17 protein-coding genes are annotated in these 19459 nt (G+C 53.0%); 16 read left to right on the top strand and 1 reads right to left on the bottom strand.

Annotated elements, in window-relative coordinates:
- Positions 1 to 8 precede the first annotated feature (8 nt).
- From JKK62_RS05515 to JKK62_RS05460, 12 genes are all read left to right on the top strand, one after another.
- Entirely contained in the window at positions 9 to 848 is an 840-nt protein-coding gene (locus JKK62_RS05515) for an NAD(+)/NADH kinase (RefSeq protein ID WP_186832892.1), read from the top strand.
- 5 nt (positions 849 to 853) lie between these two features.
- A complete protein-coding gene (gene argR, locus JKK62_RS05510; protein WP_186833036.1) occupies positions 854 to 1303 on the top strand; it encodes an arginine repressor in 450 nt (149 codons plus the stop codon).
- A gap of 58 nt (positions 1304 to 1361) precedes the next feature.
- Positions 1362 to 3029 carry a DNA repair protein RecN gene (recN, locus tag JKK62_RS05505; protein ID WP_186832893.1) on the top strand — a complete coding sequence of 556 codons (1668 nt, stop codon included), beginning with the start codon at positions 1362 to 1364 and terminating at the stop codon, positions 3027 to 3029.
- Between the two features lie 201 nt (positions 3030 to 3230).
- Positions 3231 to 4868, top strand: coding sequence for a serine/threonine-protein kinase (locus JKK62_RS05500; RefSeq protein ID WP_186832894.1), 1638 nt, complete (start codon positions 3231 to 3233; stop codon positions 4866 to 4868).
- Between the two features lie 132 nt (positions 4869 to 5000).
- On the top strand, positions 5001 to 7049 hold the full coding sequence (recJ, locus tag JKK62_RS05495) for a single-stranded-DNA-specific exonuclease RecJ (RefSeq protein WP_186832895.1): 2049 nt from the start codon (positions 5001 to 5003) through the stop codon (positions 7047 to 7049).
- Positions 7042 to 9231 carry a RelA/SpoT family protein gene (locus tag JKK62_RS05490; protein WP_186832896.1) on the top strand — a complete coding sequence of 730 codons (2190 nt, stop codon included), beginning with the start codon at positions 7042 to 7044 and terminating at the stop codon, positions 9229 to 9231. The genes recJ and JKK62_RS05490 overlap by 8 nt, the downstream gene beginning before the upstream one ends.
- Before the next feature lie 196 nt (positions 9232 to 9427).
- Complete coding sequence (dtd, locus tag JKK62_RS05485; protein ID WP_366503110.1) at positions 9428 to 9874, top strand: D-aminoacyl-tRNA deacylase; 447 nt, start codon at positions 9428 to 9430, stop codon at positions 9872 to 9874.
- Positions 9875 to 9900: 26 nt separating this feature from the next.
- The gene (locus JKK62_RS05480) at positions 9901 to 10491 is read left to right on the top strand and encodes an MBL fold metallo-hydrolase (RefSeq protein ID WP_201427118.1); all 591 of its coding nucleotides are present in this window, start codon (positions 9901 to 9903) and stop codon (positions 10489 to 10491) included.
- A gap of 165 nt (positions 10492 to 10656) precedes the next feature.
- On the top strand, positions 10657 to 12090 hold the full coding sequence (gene hemZ, locus JKK62_RS05475; RefSeq protein WP_186832899.1) for a coproporphyrinogen dehydrogenase HemZ: 1434 nt from the start codon (positions 10657 to 10659) through the stop codon (positions 12088 to 12090).
- A gap of 250 nt (positions 12091 to 12340) precedes the next feature.
- Positions 12341 to 14143, top strand: a complete 1803-nt coding sequence (locus tag JKK62_RS05470) for a putative polysaccharide biosynthesis protein (protein ID WP_186832900.1) — start codon at positions 12341 to 12343, stop codon at positions 14141 to 14143.
- 43 nt (positions 14144 to 14186) lie between these two features.
- Positions 14187 to 14972, top strand: coding sequence for a nucleoside triphosphate pyrophosphohydrolase (gene mazG / locus JKK62_RS05465; RefSeq protein WP_186832901.1), 786 nt, complete (start codon positions 14187 to 14189; stop codon positions 14970 to 14972).
- A 49-nt stretch (positions 14973 to 15021) separates the two neighbouring features.
- Positions 15022 to 15297, top strand: coding sequence for an HU family DNA-binding protein (locus JKK62_RS05460; RefSeq protein ID WP_186832902.1), 276 nt, complete (start codon positions 15022 to 15024; stop codon positions 15295 to 15297).
- A gap of 286 nt (positions 15298 to 15583) precedes the next feature.
- Here the strand turns inward: JKK62_RS05460 and JKK62_RS05455 are convergent, their stop codons facing one another.
- On the bottom strand, positions 15584 to 16048 hold the full coding sequence (locus JKK62_RS05455) for a DUF4358 domain-containing protein (protein WP_186832903.1): 465 nt from the start codon (positions 16046 to 16048) through the stop codon (positions 15584 to 15586).
- Positions 16049 to 16214: 166 nt separating this feature from the next.
- Here JKK62_RS05455 and JKK62_RS05450 point away from each other — a divergent pair, with 166 nt between their 5' ends.
- The 4 genes from JKK62_RS05450 (at position 16215) to JKK62_RS05435 (ending at position 19450) form a co-directional block, all read left to right on the top strand.
- A complete protein-coding gene (locus JKK62_RS05450; protein ID WP_186832904.1) occupies positions 16215 to 17006 on the top strand; it encodes an alpha/beta fold hydrolase in 792 nt (263 codons plus the stop codon).
- The gene (gene mnmL, locus JKK62_RS05445) at positions 17003 to 17932 is read left to right on the top strand and encodes a tRNA modification radical SAM protein MnmL/YtqA (RefSeq protein WP_186832905.1); all 930 of its coding nucleotides are present in this window, start codon (positions 17003 to 17005) and stop codon (positions 17930 to 17932) included. The genes JKK62_RS05450 and mnmL overlap by 4 nt, the downstream gene beginning before the upstream one ends.
- 156 nt (positions 17933 to 18088) lie before the next feature.
- Positions 18089 to 18847 carry a GDSL-type esterase/lipase family protein gene (locus JKK62_RS05440; RefSeq protein WP_186832906.1) on the top strand — a complete coding sequence of 253 codons (759 nt, stop codon included), beginning with the start codon at positions 18089 to 18091 and terminating at the stop codon, positions 18845 to 18847.
- 138 nt (positions 18848 to 18985) lie between these two features.
- Entirely contained in the window at positions 18986 to 19450 is a 465-nt protein-coding gene (locus JKK62_RS05435) for a DUF4358 domain-containing protein (protein WP_186832907.1), read from the top strand.
- Positions 19451 to 19459: the final 9 nt, after the last annotated feature.

Here is a 19459-nt window from a genome sequence, read left to right as displayed (position 1 = left end):
GGGAACATATGAAAATATCCCTGATAGTCAACAAAGACAAGGCGCTCGCCATGGACGCGGCACAGCGTGCCGTCAAGGCGCTTGAGCCGTATGACGTCGAGCTGCTGTCCTGCGAGGATTGTCCCGTAGCGGGGACGACGGTGATGACCTCGGCTGAACAGATCATCCGCGCCTGTGATATCGCGGTGACGGTCGGCGGCGACGGCACCATCATCCATAACGCGAAATTCGCCGCCTTATATGAAAAGCCTCTCTTAGGCATCAATCTCGGCAGGCTCGGCTTTGTCGCCAACATCGAACCCGACGAGATGGATGAGCTCAAAAAGCTCGTGACCGGAGAATATCGCGTCCAGAAGCGGATGTTGCTCGAGATCACTGTGGACAAGGACGGTGAAAAGCGCAGCATGACCGCGGTGAATGAAGCGGTGATCCATCGCGACACCCTCGCGAATATGGTCGATATCTCGGTGGAGCTCAACGGCGAGAGGATCATCTCTTATCGTGCCGACGGCATGATGTTTTCCACCCCCACGGGCTCAACGGCATATTCCTTCTCTGCCGGCGGTCCCGTCATCGAGCCGGATATGAACTGTATCCTGCTCACACCCATCTGTCCGCACGCACTGACGTCGCGGCAGGTGGTCTTTACTGAGGACGCTGTGCTGTCCGCGCGCGTCCACCCCGAGTCTACCCTCAAATGCTACATGACGGTGGACGGTCAGAACCACATCCCTATCTCCTCTGACGATATGATTACGGTGAGAAGATCACCGAAGGCGTTACAGTTGATTATTTTGAAAGAGAAGAATTTTTATACGCTTCTCAACGAAAAACTAAAGGAGTTCTAATGGAAATGAAAACGACAAGACACAACAAAATTTTGGAGCTGATCAACAAGTATCCGATCACGACCCAGGAAGAATTGATCGATTATTTGCGCAAGGAAGGCTATGATGTGACACAGTCTACCGTCTCCCGCGATATCAAGCAGCTTCGCCTGACGAAGACCCTCTTGCCCGACGGCAAGTATCGTTATCAGGCGTCGCCCAGCTCCGAAAAGGGCGCAAAAAACAATTTCAGAACCATCTTCTCCTCCTCTGTTATCTCGGTGGACAACGCCGCGAACATCGTTGTGGTCAAGACCTTCAGCGGCATGGCTCAGGCGGCGTGTGCCGCGCTGGACATGATGTCCTTTGATATGGTCCTCGGTACTTTAGCGGGTGAGGACACCATCCTCGTCATCTGCAAGGACGCGGAGCAAGCCGTTGTCTGCTGTGAGGAATTCAAAACCTTTCTTTCATAAACCGATCCATTCATCCACGGCGGTATCACCGCAGGATATCACATAGAAGGAAGAACATATGCTGACTAACCTATATATCGAGAATATAGCGGTTATCGAAAAAAGTAATATTGATTTTACAAACGGTCTGAATGTGCTGACCGGAGAGACCGGCGCGGGTAAGAGCATCGTGATCGACGCGATCAACGCCGTGCTCGGCAAGCGCTCGTCACGCGGGATGATCCGCACGGGAGCCGACGCCGCTTATGTCAGCGCGACCTTTGAGGAGCTCTCCGAGCTGGTGCATAAAAAGCTCGGCGCGATGGGCTATTCCGCCGAGGACGGTTCGCTGATCCTCTCGCGCGAGTTGTCCGTATCGGGCAAGAATACCTGCCGTATCAACTCCCGCCCCGCGACGGTCGCCGCGCTGAAGGAGCTGGGCGAGTATCTGATCAACATCCACGGTCAGAACGACAACCTCGAGCTGATGAACCCCGCTTTGCACATCGTCTATATCGACGCGCTCGCGGATATCGGAGAGCGGCTTGCCGCTTATCGTGGGCTCTACCGTGAACTGAAAGCGGTCGAAGAGGAGCTCAACTCCGCCGACACCGACGAGAGTGAGCGCCTCAGACGGATGGATCTGCTGTCGTTCCAGATCACGGAGCTCGAGGACGCGGACATCACCGTCGGCGAGTATGACGCGCTCAGCGAGGAGCGTAACGCCCTGCAGAATCGTGAGAAGATCGCGAAGGAGCTGATGCGCGCGCGTATCGCGCTGGACGGCGACGACGAGGCGGACGGCGTGCTTCGCATGACGGATGACGCCGCGACAAGCGTGATGAACGCTTCACGGTATCTGAGCACCTTGGAGGGCGCTGCCGATCGGCTGTCCTCCGCGCTGTACGAATTGCAGGAGATCTCCCGCGAGCTGGAGGGCGCAATGGATGACATCGACGCCGATCCGCACCGTCTGGAAGAGATCGAAGAACGGCTCGACCTTTTGTACCGCCTGCGCCACAAGTACGGCGACAGCGAAGAAGAAATGCTCGCTTATCTCGATAATGCTAAAAAAGAATTAAACGCCCTGAGCGATTACGCGTTCAACCGCGAACAGCTCGAAAAGCGCAGGGAAGAATTATATAACAACGCTTATCATTCCGCAAAAGAATTATCCGACATTCGCAAAAAGGTCTGCGAGACCTTCCGTGAGAGCGTGGAGCGCGAGATGGCGTTTCTGCTGATGCCCGACGTTCGTTTGGAGATCCGGCACGAAGAGGTCGAGATGAACACCCGCGGTATCGACAAGATCGAATTTTTGATTTCTGTCAACCCCGGTGAGGAACCGAAGCCCGTCAGCAAGATCGCCTCGGGCGGTGAGCTGTCGCGCATGATGCTCGCGATCAAGACCGTGCTGTCCCGCGCGGATTTCGTGCAGACCTTGATCTTTGACGAGATCGACACCGGTATCTCCGGCTCTGCCGCCGATCGGGTGGGCAAGAAGCTCCATCAGCTTTCCGCCGACAGCCAGGTGCTGTGCGTGACCCATCAGGCGCAGATCGCCGCCTTTGCCGATAACCACCTGTTTATCAGCAAGAGCGTGCATGACGAGCGCACCTTTACGCAGGTCGATTCGTTAGATGAAGAGGGTAGAGTCAGAGAACTCGCGCGGATCGTCGGCGGTGAACAGATCACCGACAGCGCGCTCAATCACGCGAAACAGTTATTAGAAGCAGCAAAAGAGTAAAGGCTCCCTTTGGGATAGTTACCCCGTTGGGGGAATGTCCGAAGGACAAGGGGAGAGTCCCCTGTTAAGGGAAATGTCCGTAATGCGGACATTTGTGCCTGCTGTCTTAGCAGCAGAAGCCGCTTTAGACGAGGCGACCGAGGCATTGTATCAATCAAGTAAAACGACCAACCGATCAGTATCATGTAACAGAGGGTTTTTATGGTTTGTAAAAAGTGTAATAAAGAAATAGGAAACGCGGCTGAGTGCCCCTATTGCGGCGCTGTCGTATTGATAGATCCGTTGCCGCACCACCTGCCGGTTGGGGCTTTGATCGGTGGAAGATTCAGCGTAGAAGGCGTTCTCGGAGAAGGCGGATTCGGTATCACCTATCTGACGAGGGATAATAAGTTAGGGTCTTTATTTGCTGTCAAGGAATACTATCCCCGAGGCATTTCGTATCGCGATAATACGGGCACCAATGAGGTGTATGTCAGCTCAAAAGACGATACGGATTTTTATAATCACGGAAAAGAACGTTTTCTCAGTGAGGCAAGAACGCTCGCAAGGTTCAGTGAAGAACCGGGCGTTGTGTCGGTGACGGATTTTATCGAAGAAAACGATACGGTCTATCTCGTGATGGAATATCTCAGGGGCGAGACACTGCAGAAGTATTTAAAAATGCACGACAAGCTGAGCGCCGATGAGGCGTTTCATATGCTCGAGCCCGTAATCAAAACGCTGGAAAAGATCCATGCGGCCGGTGTGATCCACCGTGATATCAGCCCTGATAATATCATGGTGCTTAAAAACGGTCAGCTTAAGCTGATGGATTTCGGCGCCGCGAAAGAATACATCGACGATAATCGCTCTATGTCCGTTATGCTCAAAAAGGGCTATGCACCGATGGAACAATATCGTCGCAACGGCAAACAGGGGCCGTGGACGGACGTCTATGCGATGTGTGCGACGATCTATCGCTGTATCACAGGCAAAACACCCGATGACGCGCTCGACAGAGTAGTGGAAGACAATCTGCAAAAGCCCTCCGCGCTCGGTGCGGATATCACCCCGCAGAAAGAAGCTGTGTTGATGCACGGTATGGCGGTTCATCAGCAGGATCGATGCCGGAATATGACAGAGCTGCTCCGACTGTGGAACGGTGCATCGGATAGCGCTATCGGAAATACAAATCAAACAGCGGATCCGAACGCGACCATCTATGCGGACGAAGCCGTATTTGATTCGAACGCGACGGTATACGCAGACGAGACCCAAGTCACCGGGAAAACCGCAAAAGTACAAAAGCCGATCACGACGCATCAAATGCCGATACCCAATCAGCAGGCGCCAAAGCCGAAGAAAAAGAGTAAAGCCGGCGTTATTATCGGCGTTGTCGCGGCAGTGCTGGTGGTTTTGATCATAGCGGGAGTTGTGATCGTCAAACCGCTTGTCAGCAGCATTTCCGGCACAAGCAATAAAAATAACGCTTCCACAGTGCCGACGTTGTCTTCCGGTAATTCATCCAGCTCATGGTCGGTGACGGATACGGCATGGAATATCAAAAAAGATGATAATAAGACAAAGTTGACGAGTGTTTCGATCTATCAGACTATCTATTATCATTTCAAACTGAAGAGTACTAAGAAAAACGCTACAATCAAGCCGATAATCAAGATCACTAAGCCTGATAAAACAGAAGAAACTTATGTTTATTCGGAAGCTCTAAAGGACGGATGGTCATGGTATAGCTTTTCGTATGATGACCCTAAATCTGCCAAAGCGGGTACATTGGTCGTAACGGTAGCTGATGAATCCGGCAATAAAATATTTACGGATTCCATTTTATTGAAAGATTGATATTAATAGAAACGTCGGCTGCCGTAATGCTTTGGATCGATATCTGACAGCGCAAGATCCCTGCTGTGACAGCATCGAAAATATCATCCCGGATATCGGGATGGTATCTGCTTTGACAAAAGGAGTACATGAATGAAAAAATGGTTGACCCGAAAACTGAATAAAGAAAACGCGGTCGCCATCTCTCAGCGCTATGACCTGCCCATGCTGATCGCCATGCTGCTCGATATCCGCGGCATCACCGATGAGGATAGTATCATCGACTTTCTGTCGAATGAAACGCTCACCGCTTCTCCGTTTGAGATCAAGGATATGGACAAGGCGGTCGAGCGGATCCAAGCGGCGATCGAGGACGGAGAACGCATCTGCATCTACGGCGACTTTGACGCCGACGGCGTCACCTCGACCGCGCTGCTGTACTCCTATCTGTCCGATATCGGCGCGGACGCGATGTACTATATTCCCTCGCGTGAGACCGAGGGCTACGGGATGCACCGTGAGGCGATCGCGCGGCTGTATGAGCGCGGCGTAAAGCTGATCATTACGGTAGATAACGGGGTAGCCGCCGTCGACGAGGTGGCGTACGCGAAGACCTTGGGGATCGATACCGTTATCACCGATCATCACGCGATCCCCGAGACCCTGCCCGACGCGGTAGCGGTCGTCGATCTGCACCGTCCCGACTGCAATAGTTCTTTTAAAGAATTATCAGGTGTGGGCGTCGCCTTCAAGCTGGTACAGGCGATTGAGGGCGAATACGCCGATGTGGACGGGCTGTTGGAGAACTATTCCGACCTTGCCGCGATCGGCACCGTGGGCGATATCGTCACCCTGCGCGGCGAGAACCGCGTACTGGTCAAAAACGGGCTGCGGCATATCAATAACGGCGACCGTTTGGGAATCGCCGCTCTTGCCGAGGACGCGGGTCTGAGCGGAAAGGAGATCTCCGCGGGCAATCTGAGCTTTACTTTAGTACCGCGCATTAACGCGGGCGGACGGTTGGGACTGTCCAAAAAATCCGTCAAGATGCTGTTGACGGATGATGAGGAATACGCGGCGGATATTGCCGCGGAGCTGAGTTCCGACAACACGGAGCGTCAGCAGATCGAGCGCGACATCCTCAGCGAGATCGACGGGATGATCCGACAGAATCCTTCCCTCGTGAACAACCCGATCATCGTCGTCTACGGCGAGGGCTGGCACAAGGGTGTGATCGGGATCGTCGCCTCACGAATCAAAGAGGTGTACGCAAAGCCCGCCGTGGTGATCTCGATGGAGGGCGACGTCTGCCGCGCGTCCGGCAGATCGGTCAGCGGCTTCTCGCTGATCGACGCGGTGTTCTCCTGCTCCGACATCCTCACCCAATGCGGCGGCCATCCGATGGCGGTCGGATTTGGGATCAAGCGCCATCAGATCGAAAACTTCATCGAGCGGATCAACCGCTATACCTTGACCCACCCCGTTCCGCAGCCGGTGCTGGAGCTGGATTGCAAGCTCAATCCCGCTCAGCTGAGTGTGGAGCTCGCACGGGGACTGAGCCTGTTGGAGCCGTTCGGCGCGGGCAATCCGACCCCGCTGTTCGGGCTGTACAACATGACCCTGCGCGATATCCGCGAGATCGGCGGCGGTAAGCATCTGCGGCTGACGCTTTCACGTGGTGAGAGCACGGTGTACGCACTGCGCTTTTCCACGACTCTTGCGGAATTCCCCTACATTGTCGGCGATGTGGTAGATCTGGCGGTTACGCTGGACATCAATACATATAATAATTACGAGAACCTGTCGATCTTCATCCGCGATATGCGGTTCGCGGACAGGGAAGAGGATGAGATGCTCCGATCAAAGGAGCTGTTCGAGCGCTTCTGCCGCGGCGAGATCATTTCGGCTGAGGAAGCGAGCGCGCTTCTGCCCGATCGCGCGGAGTTCGCGGTGGTTTACCGTTTTCTGCGGTCGAACGGCGGCTATCGCTATTCCTTTGACAGCCTGCTGTGTCGGCTCGGATCCGATATCGGATACGGAAAGCTGCGGGTCATCTTAGAATGTATGAACGAGCTGCAGCTGATCGAGATCGACGAAGGAATGTATGACTTTGAGGTCAAGATGTGTGAGGTCGGCGCGAAGGTCGATCTTGACACATCCGTTATCATAACAAAACTCAGGGAGGTGAGCTTGGATGAATGATGTGGTCCATTATCAGGATTTTGATGAATTGTTGTCGCTGCTGGACAAAAGCAACGTCAGGTATAACAAAAAGAAAATCAAAAAGGCGTATGAGTTCGCAAACCTCGCCCACGGCGATCAGCGCCGTGTGTCGGGCGTACCGTTCATTCTGCATCCCACCTCTGTCGCCTGTATTCTGGCGGAGATGGGCATGGATACGGATTCGATCGTAGCGGCGCTGCTGCACGATACCGTAGAGGATACCGACGTCACGCTCATACAGATCGGCGATATGTTCGGTGAGGACGTCATGAATCTTGTTGACGGTCTGACCAAGATCAGCAAGATCAAGTTCACCGACCGCGAGGAACGTCAGGCGGAGAATGTCCGCAAGATGCTGATCGCGATGAGCAACGATATCCGCGTGATCATCGTCAAGCTCGCCGACCGTCTGCATAATATGCGCACCATCGAGTGCGTCAAGGATCAAAAGCGCCGTGATAAGGCGCTGGAGTGCATGGAGGTCTACGCGCCGATCGCCCACCGCTTAGGTATGAAGGCGATCAAGGACGAGCTGGAGGATCTGTCCATGCGCTACCTCGATCCTGTCGCGTATCACGAGATCGAGACCCGTCTGCAGCTGACGGAAAATGAGCGCAACGCGTTTATCGAAGAGATCAAGCGGCAGATCCTTGACAAGATCGGCTTCTCTATCTCTCATGTCACCATCGAAGGACGCGTCAAGTCGGTCGTGTCCATCTATCGCAAGACCTATATGCAGGGGCGTGACGTTGACCAGATCTTCGATGTGTTCGCGGTACGCGTGATCGTCAATACGATCGGCGACTGCTACAATGTCCTCGGACTGGTACACGATATCTTTACCCCGCTGCCCAACCGCTTCAAGGACTATATCTCCACCCCGAAGGCGAATATGTACCAGAGCCTTCATACAACGGTGTTCGGCAGTAACGGCATCCCCTTCGAGGTGCAGATCCGCACCTATGAGATGCACCATACCGCGGAATACGGAATCGCGGCGCACTGGAAGTATAAGCTCAAGCTGCGCGGCGGTAAGCAGGATAACCTTGCCGAGAACCTCGCGTGGATCCGCAAGATGATCGAGGTGCAGAACGAATCCGAGGACGCCGAGGATATCGTCAAGACCATCAAATATGACCTCTCCACCAATGAGGTCTATGTCTTTACCCCCAAGGGCGACATCATCAATCTGCCTGCCGGCGCGACCGTCATCGACATGGCGTACGCGATCCATTCAGGCGTCGGTAATCGCATGGTAGGCGCCAAGGTCAACGGACGTATCGTTCCGATCGACTACAAGGTTAAGAGCGGCGATATCGTCGAGATCCTGACCCAGAAGGGCAACGGTCCCAAGCGTGACTGGCTCAAGATCGTCAAGACCAATTCCGCGCGCACCAAGATCCGCCAGTGGTTCAAGAAGGAGCGCCGTGAGGAGAATATCACCGAAGGTAAGGCGATGTTCGATCACGAGTGTAAGAAGGCGGGCATGCAGTTTGCAGATGAAGATCTGGAAGAGTGCATGCAGCCCATCATCCAGCGCCATCACTGTAACTCGCTCGATGACTTCTACGCGTCGATCGGATACGGCGGAATCCAGCTCTGGAAGATCATGCCGCGTGTCAAGGAGATCTATACCAAGAAATATAAAAAGTCCGATGAGCCGCTTCAGCCGATCAGCGAGGAGCGCAGCTCCAAGCGCAAAAAGCATGTCGGCTCCGGCGTTACCGTCGAGGGCTTGGACGATTGTCTGATCAAGTTCTCTCGCTGCTGTAATCCGCTGCCGGGCGACGACATCATCGGATATATCACCCGCGGCTTCGGTGTGAGCATCCACAAGCGCAGTTGTACCAACGTGCCCGATGATATCTCGCTTTGCGAGGAGCCCGAGCGCTGGGTCAACGCCCACTGGGATGACGAGATCCATGAAAGCTTCCAGAGCACATTGGAGATCGTTTGCAACGACCGCACCGGCTTCCTTGCCGACGTCACCCGCGAGCTGTCCAATATGCGGATCTTCATCCATATGATCAACTCGCGTGAGCTCAAGGATAATCAGGCGATGATAACGATCACCATCGAGATCAACAACATGGATCACCTGCGTTCGGTCATGGCGCATCTCGCGCAGATCAACGGCATCGTATCTATTACGAGAATATAAGGCTCCCTTTGGTAAAGGGAGCTCCCTCCGCAGGAGGGTGAGGGATTGCATAAAAGGAGCGAAGCGACCGACTGAATAAAAAGGTTGCCATGATGATCGGTGATTGATACAATCCCTCCGAGTCAAAACGAGTTTTGACCCACCTCCCTTTCCCAAAGGGAGGCTGATAAAGAAAGGGCTGATACATTTGAAAGCAGTGATCCAGCGCGTCACACGCGCGAGCGTGACCGTTGACGGCGAGAGAGTTTCCGCCATCGATAACGGCTTGCTGATCTTACTCGGCGTTGCCGACGGCGATACCGAGCGCGACGCACAGGTGCTTGCCGACAAGATCGCGAACCTGCGCATTTTCAGCGACAGCGACGACAAGATGAATCTCAGCCTGCTGACCACGAACGGCGCCGCGCTGGTGGTGTCGCAGTTCACCTTGTGCGCGAACTGCTCCCACGGCAGACGACCCGATTTCTTCGGCGCGGCTAAGCCTGATCTGGCAAATGAATTGTACGAATATTTCTGTAAAAGAATAAAAGAGGCGGGCGTGACCGACGTGCAAAAGGGCGTTTTCGGCGCGGATATGAAGGTCGAATTGCTCAACGACGGTCCCGTTACGATTATAATTGACAGCGGGGAGCTGAAAAAATGATGAATATTACTTGTTTTGTGATTGGTATGATTGGCACAAACGTCTATCTGCTTAAAGATGAAGCGACCGGAAAGCTGGCGGTGATCGATCCCGCCGACCATTCCGACGAGTTGCTTGAACAGATCGAGGAAAACGGTGGCGATCTGGCGTACATCCTGCTGACCCACGGTCACTATGACCATATCATGGGCGTGGCGGAGCTGTGCGAAAAGTATCACCCCACCGTATGCGCGTCCCGCGTCGAGCTTCCCGTGATCGAGGAGCCGAGTTACAATCTCTCCAAGTATCACGACATCACGGTAAAGCCCTTTACGGTCGACAGAGCGCTCGAGGACGGCGATACCGTCATGCTGGGTGAAACGGAACTGCGCTTAATCCTCACGCCCGGTCACACGATTGGCAGCGGCTGTTATATAACGGACGACTGCATCTTCTCGGGCGATACGCTGTTTTGCTCCAGCGTCGGACGCACCGACTTCCCGACCTCATCAATGCGGGATATGATGGCGTCTGTCGAACGTTTGAAGAACTTAGAGGGCGATTATCGCATCTATCCCGGACACGATATCTTCACATCCCTCGAGAGAGAAAGAAAACACAATCCCTTTATGAGATAAATCGGTGAACGGATAACGGTGAATGGTGAATGATGAATGGAGGGCTGTGCCCTCACCCAATTTATATGATAATAGCATGCGCTTGCTCATTCATCCGTTTAGGAATCAAAACACGAAGTGTTTCCCGCCACCGTTAACCGTTAACTGTTAACCGTTAACCAAACTATGAATCTATATATTGACAATCACAAATACCATTACGAAATGGAAAACCTATGCCGCGCCTTCCTCTTCACCGAGGAGGTCGCGGTGTTGCACGAATATACGGAATTATCCGCGCCTTATGTGCTGACCTCGGTGCATGACGATGTACGCGTCACACTGTGTACATTCACATTCAACAAGACGTTGTCGGCGCCTTTGGGCGATGATGACGAGCTGACGATGGGACAACTGCTCTATCAACTGCTCAGTCAGGCATATGACCGCGAACTGCCGTGGGGCATCCTCACCGGCGTGCGTCCGATCAAATTGTATTCTCGCTTGTGTGACCGGAACGGGGAAGAGGCGGCGCGCCGCTATTTTAGTGATACGCTCTATGTCAGCGACGAGAAGATCGCGCTGGCACAGCAGGTGCGGAAGAATCAACAGGTCATCTTATCGCACTCCGACCGCCGATCCTTCTCACTGTATGTGAGTATCCCGTTCTGTCCGACGCGGTGCAGCTACTGTTCCTTTGTCAGCCAGACGGTCGAAAAGGCGAAGAAGCTGATCGGCGAGTATCTGCCCCTGTTGTTATCCGAGATTCGTTATACAGCGGAATCGGCGAAGGAGCTTGGCCTGCGGTGTGAGTCCGTCTACATCGGCGGCGGTACGCCTACGACACTCAGCGCCGAAGAGCTCGATCTGCTGCTCAATGAGATCGAGGCGGATATTGACCTGTCACATTGCGCTGAATTCACCGTAGAGGCGGGTCGCCCCGATACCGTGACACGTGAAAAATTACTCGCGTTAAAGAAGCACCCTGTCACGCGGATCTCGATCAACCCCCAGACCTTCAACGACAGTGTTCTGGAGCGCATCGGGCGCAGGCATACGGCACAGCAGACGATCGACGCGTTCCGTCTGGCACGCGAGCTGGGCTTTGACAACATCAACATGGATCTGATCGCGGGGCTGACCTCAGATACCCCCGAGAGCTTTATCAGGACGCTCGATATCGTGCGGGAGTTGGATCCCGAGAGCGTCACGGTGCATACCCTCGCTGTCAAGCGATCCGCACGGCTGAACTCGACGGACGCGGTCAGGGAGCAGGAGTATACCGCGCAAATGCTCACTGACGCGGCGACCCGCCTGACCGAAGGCGGATGGGAGCCGTATTATCTCTACCGCCAGAGCAAGATGCTCAGTAATCTCGAGAACACCGGATGGGCAAAGCCCGGGTATTTCAGCCCCTACAACGTCTACATCATGGAGGAGACCCACAGTATCCTCGCCTGCGGCGCCGGAGCGGTCAGCAAGCTCCGCGACGTCGATTCCGACTACATCGAGCGCATATTTAACTTCAAATATCCGTATGAATATATCAGCCGTTTTGACGAGATGATACAGCGAAAAGCGCGTGTGCGCTCATTTTATGGTGAATACAACAAATCGTAGGAAAAACGGTTGAATTCTCCCATCCACTGTGATAAAATACCTCTTTGATAAGTCAGACTCCCGGAAGGACATAATCATTAAGTTAAGAAAAGGAATCTCGCTGACGCTCGAGCAATTGATACAATTCCTCAGTCGCCAACGGGCGACAGCTCCTTTTACCAAAAGGAGCCTTCTTAACGAAATGACATGACCAAAAGGAGCGAATGACGCGCTTTTCCCCGAGGGGAAGGCATAAAAACGGAGCGATGTTATGAACAACGACAGTTTCAGTAAAAACACATCAAAAACCTTTTTGAAGGGCGCGATGATCATGACCGTCAGCATGGTCGTGGTCAAGGTGCTCGGCATGCTGTACAAGATCTTCCTGTACCGTATGTTTGCCGCCTATGATGACGCGGCGGGCTTCTCGATGAGCAGTGTCGGTATCGGACTGCTGAGCAACGCCTATGAGGTTTACACCCCGCTTTTCGCACTGGCGACGGCGGGATTTCCGATCGCTGTATCGCGTCTGATCGCGGAAAGCATCACACAAAAGCGGTATCGAGATGTAGACGTCATCTATAAAACATCCAAAAAATTCTTTATCTCGATGGGCGTGATCTGCTTCGCGCTGATGGTCGGTATCAGCTTCATTTATGTACAGCTGATCAAATCGCCTGATTCCATCTACGCGATGATGACCCTCGCGCCCTCGATCTTCATCGGCTGTCTGGTCGCGATCTACCGCGGCTACTTTGAGGGACAGCGCAATATGTTCCCCACCGCGTGCAGCGAGGTCATCGAAATGCTGGTCAAGGTCATCAGCGGTCTGTCGATGGGCTTCCTCGTGATGAAGTTCGGCATGGACGAATTCGGCGCAAAGGGAACGGTTTTCGGCAAGATGTATCCCACAGCCGAAATGGCGATGCAGCGACTGCTCGCGTATTCCGTCGCGGCGGCGATCGCGGGTATCGCGCTGGGATCGCTGGTCGCGTTCCTGTTCCTGCGTATCTACTATTCCAGGCACAAATTCATCGTTACAGACGAGATGTATCGCGATTCGGTCGACGCGCGTACACAGCGAGAGACCTTCCGTATCCTGCGCAACACCGCGATCCCGATCATCCTCTCGGCGTTTATCATGAATATCTCCACGACCATCGACGCGGTCGTGATCCAGAATGTCCTGTACAACACCTGCCGCGTGAACCTCGACGGACTGATCTCACAGTTCGATCCGAAGTATTCGGCGGAGCTGTACAACATGGTACAGGGCGAAGAGATCAAGCTGCATACCTCCTTGTGGGGTTGCTTTGCCAACGCTCTGCCGCTGATGCAGCTGGTCACCACGGTCACGCAGGTGTTCGGTACCTCGGCACTGCCGAACGTCACCGCCGCCTACACCTCGGGTGACAAAAAAGAGCTTAAGCAGAGCATGGAGACTGTCATCAAGCTGACGATGATCTTCACCCTGCCCGCGGGACTCTCTCTGTTCGCGCTGGCGAATCCGATCATCGCGCTGCTCTACGGCGGCGGCTTCGAGGCGGAGGTCTCCGCTTCTATCCTGCGCCTGATGGGCTTCTCGTGCATCGTGGTCGCCGCGTCGACTCCGGTGATGAGTATGCTGCAGAGTCTGGGTAAGGTCAATCTGCCGCTGATCCTCTGCACCATCGCGATGGTGCTCAAGATCTCGACCAACTATCTCTTCGTCAGCATGGCGGAACTGAATGTCACCGGCGCCGCGATCGGCTCACTGGTCGCGTTCACCTTTGTCTTTGTTGCCGGTATGTACCTGCTTATCAAGCATTCCGGCGTCAGACCCGACTTTATCAATACGATCTTAAAGCCCTTTATCTGCGCGGCGCTCTGCGCGGGGACAGCGTACGGCGTTTATATGCTGATGAATCGCTTTGTCAGCTATGTGATCGCGCTGATGATCGCGATCGTAGCAGCGGTGATCGTTTACATCGTCGCGCTGATGCTGATCAAGACATTTGATAAAGAAGAGATATATATGCTGCCAAAAGGCAACAATATTGTAACAATTCTTGAAAAACTCCATTTATTAAGGTAATATATAGAATACAAGCGGTTTTCTGCCGCTTTTTGGAGAGACTATGGATTTTCAGTACAAGGATACATATGATATCAATGATCTGATCCACATCATGCGGATCCTGCGTGCTCCCGACGGATGCCCCTGGGACAGGGTGCAGACGCATGAGAGCATCCGCCAGAATTTCATCGAAGAGACCTATGAGGCGGTCGAGGCGATCGACAAGGGCGATTCGCCCCTGCTCAAAGAGGAGCTCGGCGATGTGCTGATGCAGGTGATCTTCCATTCACTGATGGAGGAAGAAGCGGGACGGTTCGATTTTAACGACGTCTGTAACGATGTGTGCCAGAAGCTGATCATCCGTCATCCCCATGTTTTCGGTAATATCGAAGCCGATACCCCTCAAGAGGTGCTCAAAAACTGGGACGCCATCAAGATGCAGACCAAGTCGCAGAAGAGCAATGCCGATTCTGTCGACGACGTAGCGCGATCCCTGCCGGCGCTCATGCGTGCCCAAAAGGTGCAGAAGCGCTCCGCCAAGTCGGGTATGGACTTCCGTTCTGCCGAAGAAGCCGCCGCCAAGGTGCCGGAGGAGCAGCGTGAGCTGTTCGCGGCGATCGACAGCGGCGATCAAGCGAAGATCGAAGAAGAGTTGGGAGATCTGCTTTTCTCTGTCGTCAACATCGCGCGGTTTGCCGGTGTGGACGCGGAACAGGCGCTCACTCGCTCGACCGATAAATTCGCCAAGCGTTTTCGCGCAGTGGAGGCGCTCGCAAAACAGCGCGGCATCGATATGAAAAACGCACCGGATTCGTTAATCGATTCCCTCTGGGAAGAAATTAAATAAATAACAAGCGAAACATTTCGCAAAAAAAGATTAATTGGAGGATACTAAAATGAAAAAGTCAGAACTCATCGCAGTTGTAGCTGAAAAGGCTGCTATTTCCAAGAAGGACGCTGAGGCTGCTGTAGCCGCTACCTTCGACACCATCGTTGACACCATCGCTGCCGGTGACAAGATCCAGATCGTTGGCTTCGGTACTTTCGAGAGAAGAGAGAGAAATGCTCGTACCGGCGTTGATCCCAGAACTAACGCTAAGATCGAGATCCCTGCTTCCAAGGTTCCCGCTTTCAAGGCCGGCAAGGCTTTCAAGGACGCTGTAAACAAGTAATTTGATACAGATAAGCAGAGCTGACAGGCAACTGTCAGCTCTTTCCTTTTGTTAGTGAGGAGTGAGGAGTTAGGAGTGAGGAGTGAACAAAGGAAAACATCTGCTGCGGCGCAGCATTATCATCCCCTTTTGCTGACGATAGATTCTTTTTTGAAGACACCAAGAGAATATAGATTCAGCACAATGGAAGTGATAAAGATGAAAGCTATAATATCACGCCAATTCCTCATTTCTCATTTCTAATTAAATACGGTCGCCCTCTCGGACGACCGTTTTGCTTATGCGCTTATTTCAATGCTTTTTCGATATCGGCGTTGATGTCCGCCTGTTTATCGCTGATCACCAGCCAGACGAAATTGCCGTTATCCTTGGGAGAACAAGCCTCGATCATGCTGACCTGCTCGGCGTTATAGCTTTTTGCGTCGCTGAGCTGAGAACGCAGGCGGCTGTCGAGCTGCGTCTTGATACGACCCGCTGCATCCGCGTCGACGGCTTCGATGAGGATTACTTCGGTGTAGCCCTCGGATGCCGCTTTGGTGAACTCCGCTGCGAACTGCTTGACGTCCTCGGGCGGAATGGTGTAGTAGCGCTTGAGGTTCTCAACATTGTCTACCGCGGTCAATGTGCTCAGATCGTATTTGCTGTTGATGTCATCCAGTACCTTCTTGAGGTCGACGTTCTTCGCGCCGCAAGCGGTGAGCATCGCCAGCGCCAGAACGGCCGCGATAATGATGGTAAATACTCTTTTCATTTCGGTTCCTTCTTTCGTTTTGTTTGTGCTATTATACCGCATCCCGATGAAAAAATCAACGGACGTGTCAGCATTGTAATATTGATACGTAAAAAACAGGGATGTTGTTGAGATTTTTAACTGCGTGTGGTATACTAATCTCAGTTTATGGGAATCAGGTGATCTGATGAAAACAGATTTCGTTTGTGTCAACGGTATTGAAATGGAATATTTTTCCTTTGGCAGCGGAGAGAGGGCGTTTGTTATTTTGCCCGGCGTCTCGACCCGCAGTCTGATGCTTTCGGCAATGGCGGTCAGCGCGGCTTACAGAGCTTTCGGTGAAGAATACACCGTCTATGCCTTTGACCGCCGCCGCAATATGCCCGACGATTATTCTGTCAGGCAAATGGCGTCCGATACCGCCGCCGTCATGCAAACGCTCGGGATAGCCGACGCGGATATCTTCGGCGCGTCACAGGGCGGTATGATGGCGATGTGTATCGCTGTCGATCATCCCGAGCTGGTGCATAAAATGGTGCTCGGTTCCACCGCCGCCAAGATGGATGATCGGGGGAGAGAGGATACAAAACGCTGGATCACACTTGCGCAAAGCGGTGATCTGACCGCCTTGACCGCTGAGCTGATCGACACGCTGTATTCCGAAAACACCATCGGCAAGTATAAGGATGTGCTGCTCCATATGAACGACGGGATGACGGATTATGATATCAGGCGATTTATTTTGCAGACGCAGGCGCTCGATGATTTTGATATCACGGGTGAATTACACAAGATCAAATGTCCCGTTCTGGTGATCGGCTCAGAGGGCGACAAGGTGCTCCCGCCGTCGCAGTCTCGTCGGATCGCCGAGGCACTCAACGCGTCATTATATATGTACAGCGATGAATACGGGCACTGCGTCTTTGATGAAGCTCCCGATTATAAACAGCGTTTGCTCGACTTCTATCATCAGCCATGAACCATTCTCCGAGGCAACACGATAACCCCAAACGCTATTATTCTTTAAACGAATATTATAAACGAAAATACGGCAAAAAGGTGTATCGTCTCGCCATCAGCGGCGGGATGACCTGTCCCAACCGTGACGGCACGATCGGGGAGAGAGGCTGTATCTTTTGCAGTGCGGGCGGATCGGGTGAATTCGCTTCATCTGCGGGGCTGTCTGTCGGCGAACAGCTCGAAGAAGCCAAGCACAGGGTGCGCTCCAAGACCCGCGACAATCTGTATATCGCGTATTTTCAGCCGTTCACCAATACTTACGCGCCTGTCAAAAAACTGCGGGCGTTGTATGAAGCGGCGATCGCGTCCGATGATATCGTGGGGCTTTCGATCGGCACACGACCCGACTGCCTGCCGCCCGAGGTGATCGAGCTGCTGCGGGAGATCAACCGCAAAAAGCCCGTGACCGTGGAACTGGGATTGCAGACGATCCATGAGAGTACCGCCGCCTATATCCGCCGCGGCTATCCGCTTTCTGTTTATGATGAGGCGGTCAAGGCGCTTCATCAGGCGGGGATTGAGGTGGTCACCCATGTGATCCTCGGTCTGCCCGGTGAAACGGAGGAAATGATGCTCGAGACCGTCAAGTATGTCGGTCGAGTGACCGACGGCGTCAAGCTCCAGCTGCTGCATGTGCTCGAGGGCACCGACCTTGCCGCCGACTATCGCCGCGGACTGTTCCAAACCCTCACGCTCGAGGAATACGCGCGCATTTTGTGTCGTTGTATCCGCGACGTGCCCAAACATGTCGTGATCTATCGGCTGACGGGTGACGGTGATAAAAAACATCTGATCGCGCCGCAGTGGAGCGCTGATAAAAAACGTGTATTGAATTATATCAACAAAAGCTTTGCGGATAATCAGGTACAGCAGGGTGAACAATAATCCGTGCAAAATCATTTAAAAATTATTGGGATATAGCACCACTATTATTCTTTATTAGAAATATATCGGGAAATTCGTGTGCTATACTTTTTCCACATCATGTAGAAGTTTGTCAAATTTCAGATTTTTGGATACTTGTGGAGATGATGATTCCCGATGAAAAAGTTTTTTGCAATTGTTTTGACACTGCTTTTATGTACGGCTGTGCTTCTCACCGGCTGTAAAAGCGAGAAAAGCGCGCCTACCGAGGTCCAGCCTGAGACCGCCGTGGCGGCGACCGACTCCGGTTATGATACGACCTCTCCCAAGAGCGCGGAGTGGTTCGATAACGCGGTGTTTGTCGGCGACAGCGTTACCTTGAAGCTCGACTATTACTGTCAGGAGCATCCCGAGGCGCTGGGCAAGGCTTCGTTCTACTGTGCCGGCAGTCTGGGATACACCAATGCGCTGTGGGCGCTCGACAATCCCGAGGCGGTTCATCCCTACTATGAGGGCGCCAATCATCTGGTCGAGGATTGTGTAGAGATCACCGGTAAAAAGAACGTCTTCATCATGCTGGGCATGAATGATATCGGCTTGTACGGTACCGACGGCGCGATGAACAGCTGTAAGCAGGTCGTGGCGAAGATCCTTGAAAAGTCTCCCGACGCGCATATCTATTTGCAGTCTGTCACCCCGATGATCGAATCGGCACAGCTCGAGACCTTCAACAACACGCTGGTCAAGGAATTCAACGGTAAGCTGAAGGCGTATTGCGACGAAAAGGGCTATCATTATTTAGATGTATATTCCGCTCTCGCGGATGATAAGGGCAATCTGCCGAAGGAGCTGTGCAGCGATCCCGATAACATGGGTCTTCACTTCAACGACACCTCCTGCCAGATGTGGGTGGATTATCTGAAGAAGAACGCGTAATATCATTGCCATTGCGAGGCGATAAAACTTGATTTACAAGCTGTGGCAATCTCAACCGGATATCATTGTCATTGCGAAGCGGAAAACTTGTTTTGCAAGCTGTGGCAATCTCAACTGAATATAGAACGGAGGTCAAAAATGAAAAGATTTCTTTGTGTGATCGCAGTGATCACCGTACTGGCTGTAACACTCTGCGCCTGCGGACGGGCGGCAAAACCGCTTTCCGAGATTTTTGAGAAGCTCAAGACTGATTACAACATCACCGATATGTTAGAGTACAAGAGCGCGGATGATCTGAGCCGTTACGGTATCAAGTCGGAGGATGTGGAAGAATCCGCCGGCGGCGTCAACAAGACCGGCGTCAATCAGGAAGAGATCGTTCTGGTCAAGGCGAAGGACGCCGACGCGGCAAAGCGTGTGGAGGACGCGCTGAACAAGCGCCTGGAATCCAAGCTGAACGAGACCAAGAACTACAATCCCGAGCAGTACGCTATCGTAGAGAAGTGCTCCGTGGATGCTGACGACAACTATGTCTCCATGATCATCTCTTCCGATGCCGAAGCGATGAAGAAGGATTACAGAGCCGGCATCGGCATTAAATAATCAAAAAAC

The sequence above is a fragment of the Ruminococcus difficilis genome (assembly GCF_016680995.1).
Note: the sequence above shows the minus strand (reverse complement) of the source record. Positions and strands in the feature narration are given on the sequence as shown.

Bases quoted from the DNA above. Each gene is read 5' to 3' on its own strand.
- mnmL (WP_186832905.1), top strand. From the start codon at position 17,003: ATGAACCATTCTCCGAGGCAACACGATAACCCCAAACGCTATTATTCT.
- hemZ (WP_186832899.1), top strand. From the start codon at position 10,657: ATGAATCTATATATTGACAATCACAAATACCATTACGAAATGGAAAAC.
- JKK62_RS05455 (WP_186832903.1), bottom strand. From the start codon at position 16,048: ATGAAAAGAGTATTTACCATCATTATCGCGGCCGTTCTGGCGCTGGCG.
- JKK62_RS05460 (WP_186832902.1), top strand. From the start codon at position 15,022: ATGAAAAAGTCAGAACTCATCGCAGTTGTAGCTGAAAAGGCTGCTATT.
- JKK62_RS05490 (WP_186832896.1), top strand. From the start codon at position 7,042: ATGAATGATGTGGTCCATTATCAGGATTTTGATGAATTGTTGTCGCTG.
- JKK62_RS05470 (WP_186832900.1), top strand. From the start codon at position 12,341: ATGAACAACGACAGTTTCAGTAAAAACACATCAAAAACCTTTTTGAAG.
- mazG (WP_186832901.1), top strand. From the start codon at position 14,187: ATGGATTTTCAGTACAAGGATACATATGATATCAATGATCTGATCCAC.
- JKK62_RS05515 (WP_186832892.1), top strand. From the start codon at position 9: ATGAAAATATCCCTGATAGTCAACAAAGACAAGGCGCTCGCCATGGAC.
- JKK62_RS05450 (WP_186832904.1), top strand. From the start codon at position 16,215: ATGAAAACAGATTTCGTTTGTGTCAACGGTATTGAAATGGAATATTTT.
- JKK62_RS05440 (WP_186832906.1), top strand. From the start codon at position 18,089: ATGAAAAAGTTTTTTGCAATTGTTTTGACACTGCTTTTATGTACGGCT.
- JKK62_RS05480 (WP_201427118.1), top strand. From the start codon at position 9,901: ATGATTGGCACAAACGTCTATCTGCTTAAAGATGAAGCGACCGGAAAG.
- JKK62_RS05500 (WP_186832894.1), top strand. From the start codon at position 3,231: ATGGTTTGTAAAAAGTGTAATAAAGAAATAGGAAACGCGGCTGAGTGC.
- recN (WP_186832893.1), top strand. From the start codon at position 1,362: ATGCTGACTAACCTATATATCGAGAATATAGCGGTTATCGAAAAAAGT.
- JKK62_RS05435 (WP_186832907.1), top strand. From the start codon at position 18,986: ATGAAAAGATTTCTTTGTGTGATCGCAGTGATCACCGTACTGGCTGTA.
- recJ (WP_186832895.1), top strand. From the start codon at position 5,001: ATGAAAAAATGGTTGACCCGAAAACTGAATAAAGAAAACGCGGTCGCC.
- argR (WP_186833036.1), top strand. From the start codon at position 854: ATGAAAACGACAAGACACAACAAAATTTTGGAGCTGATCAACAAGTAT.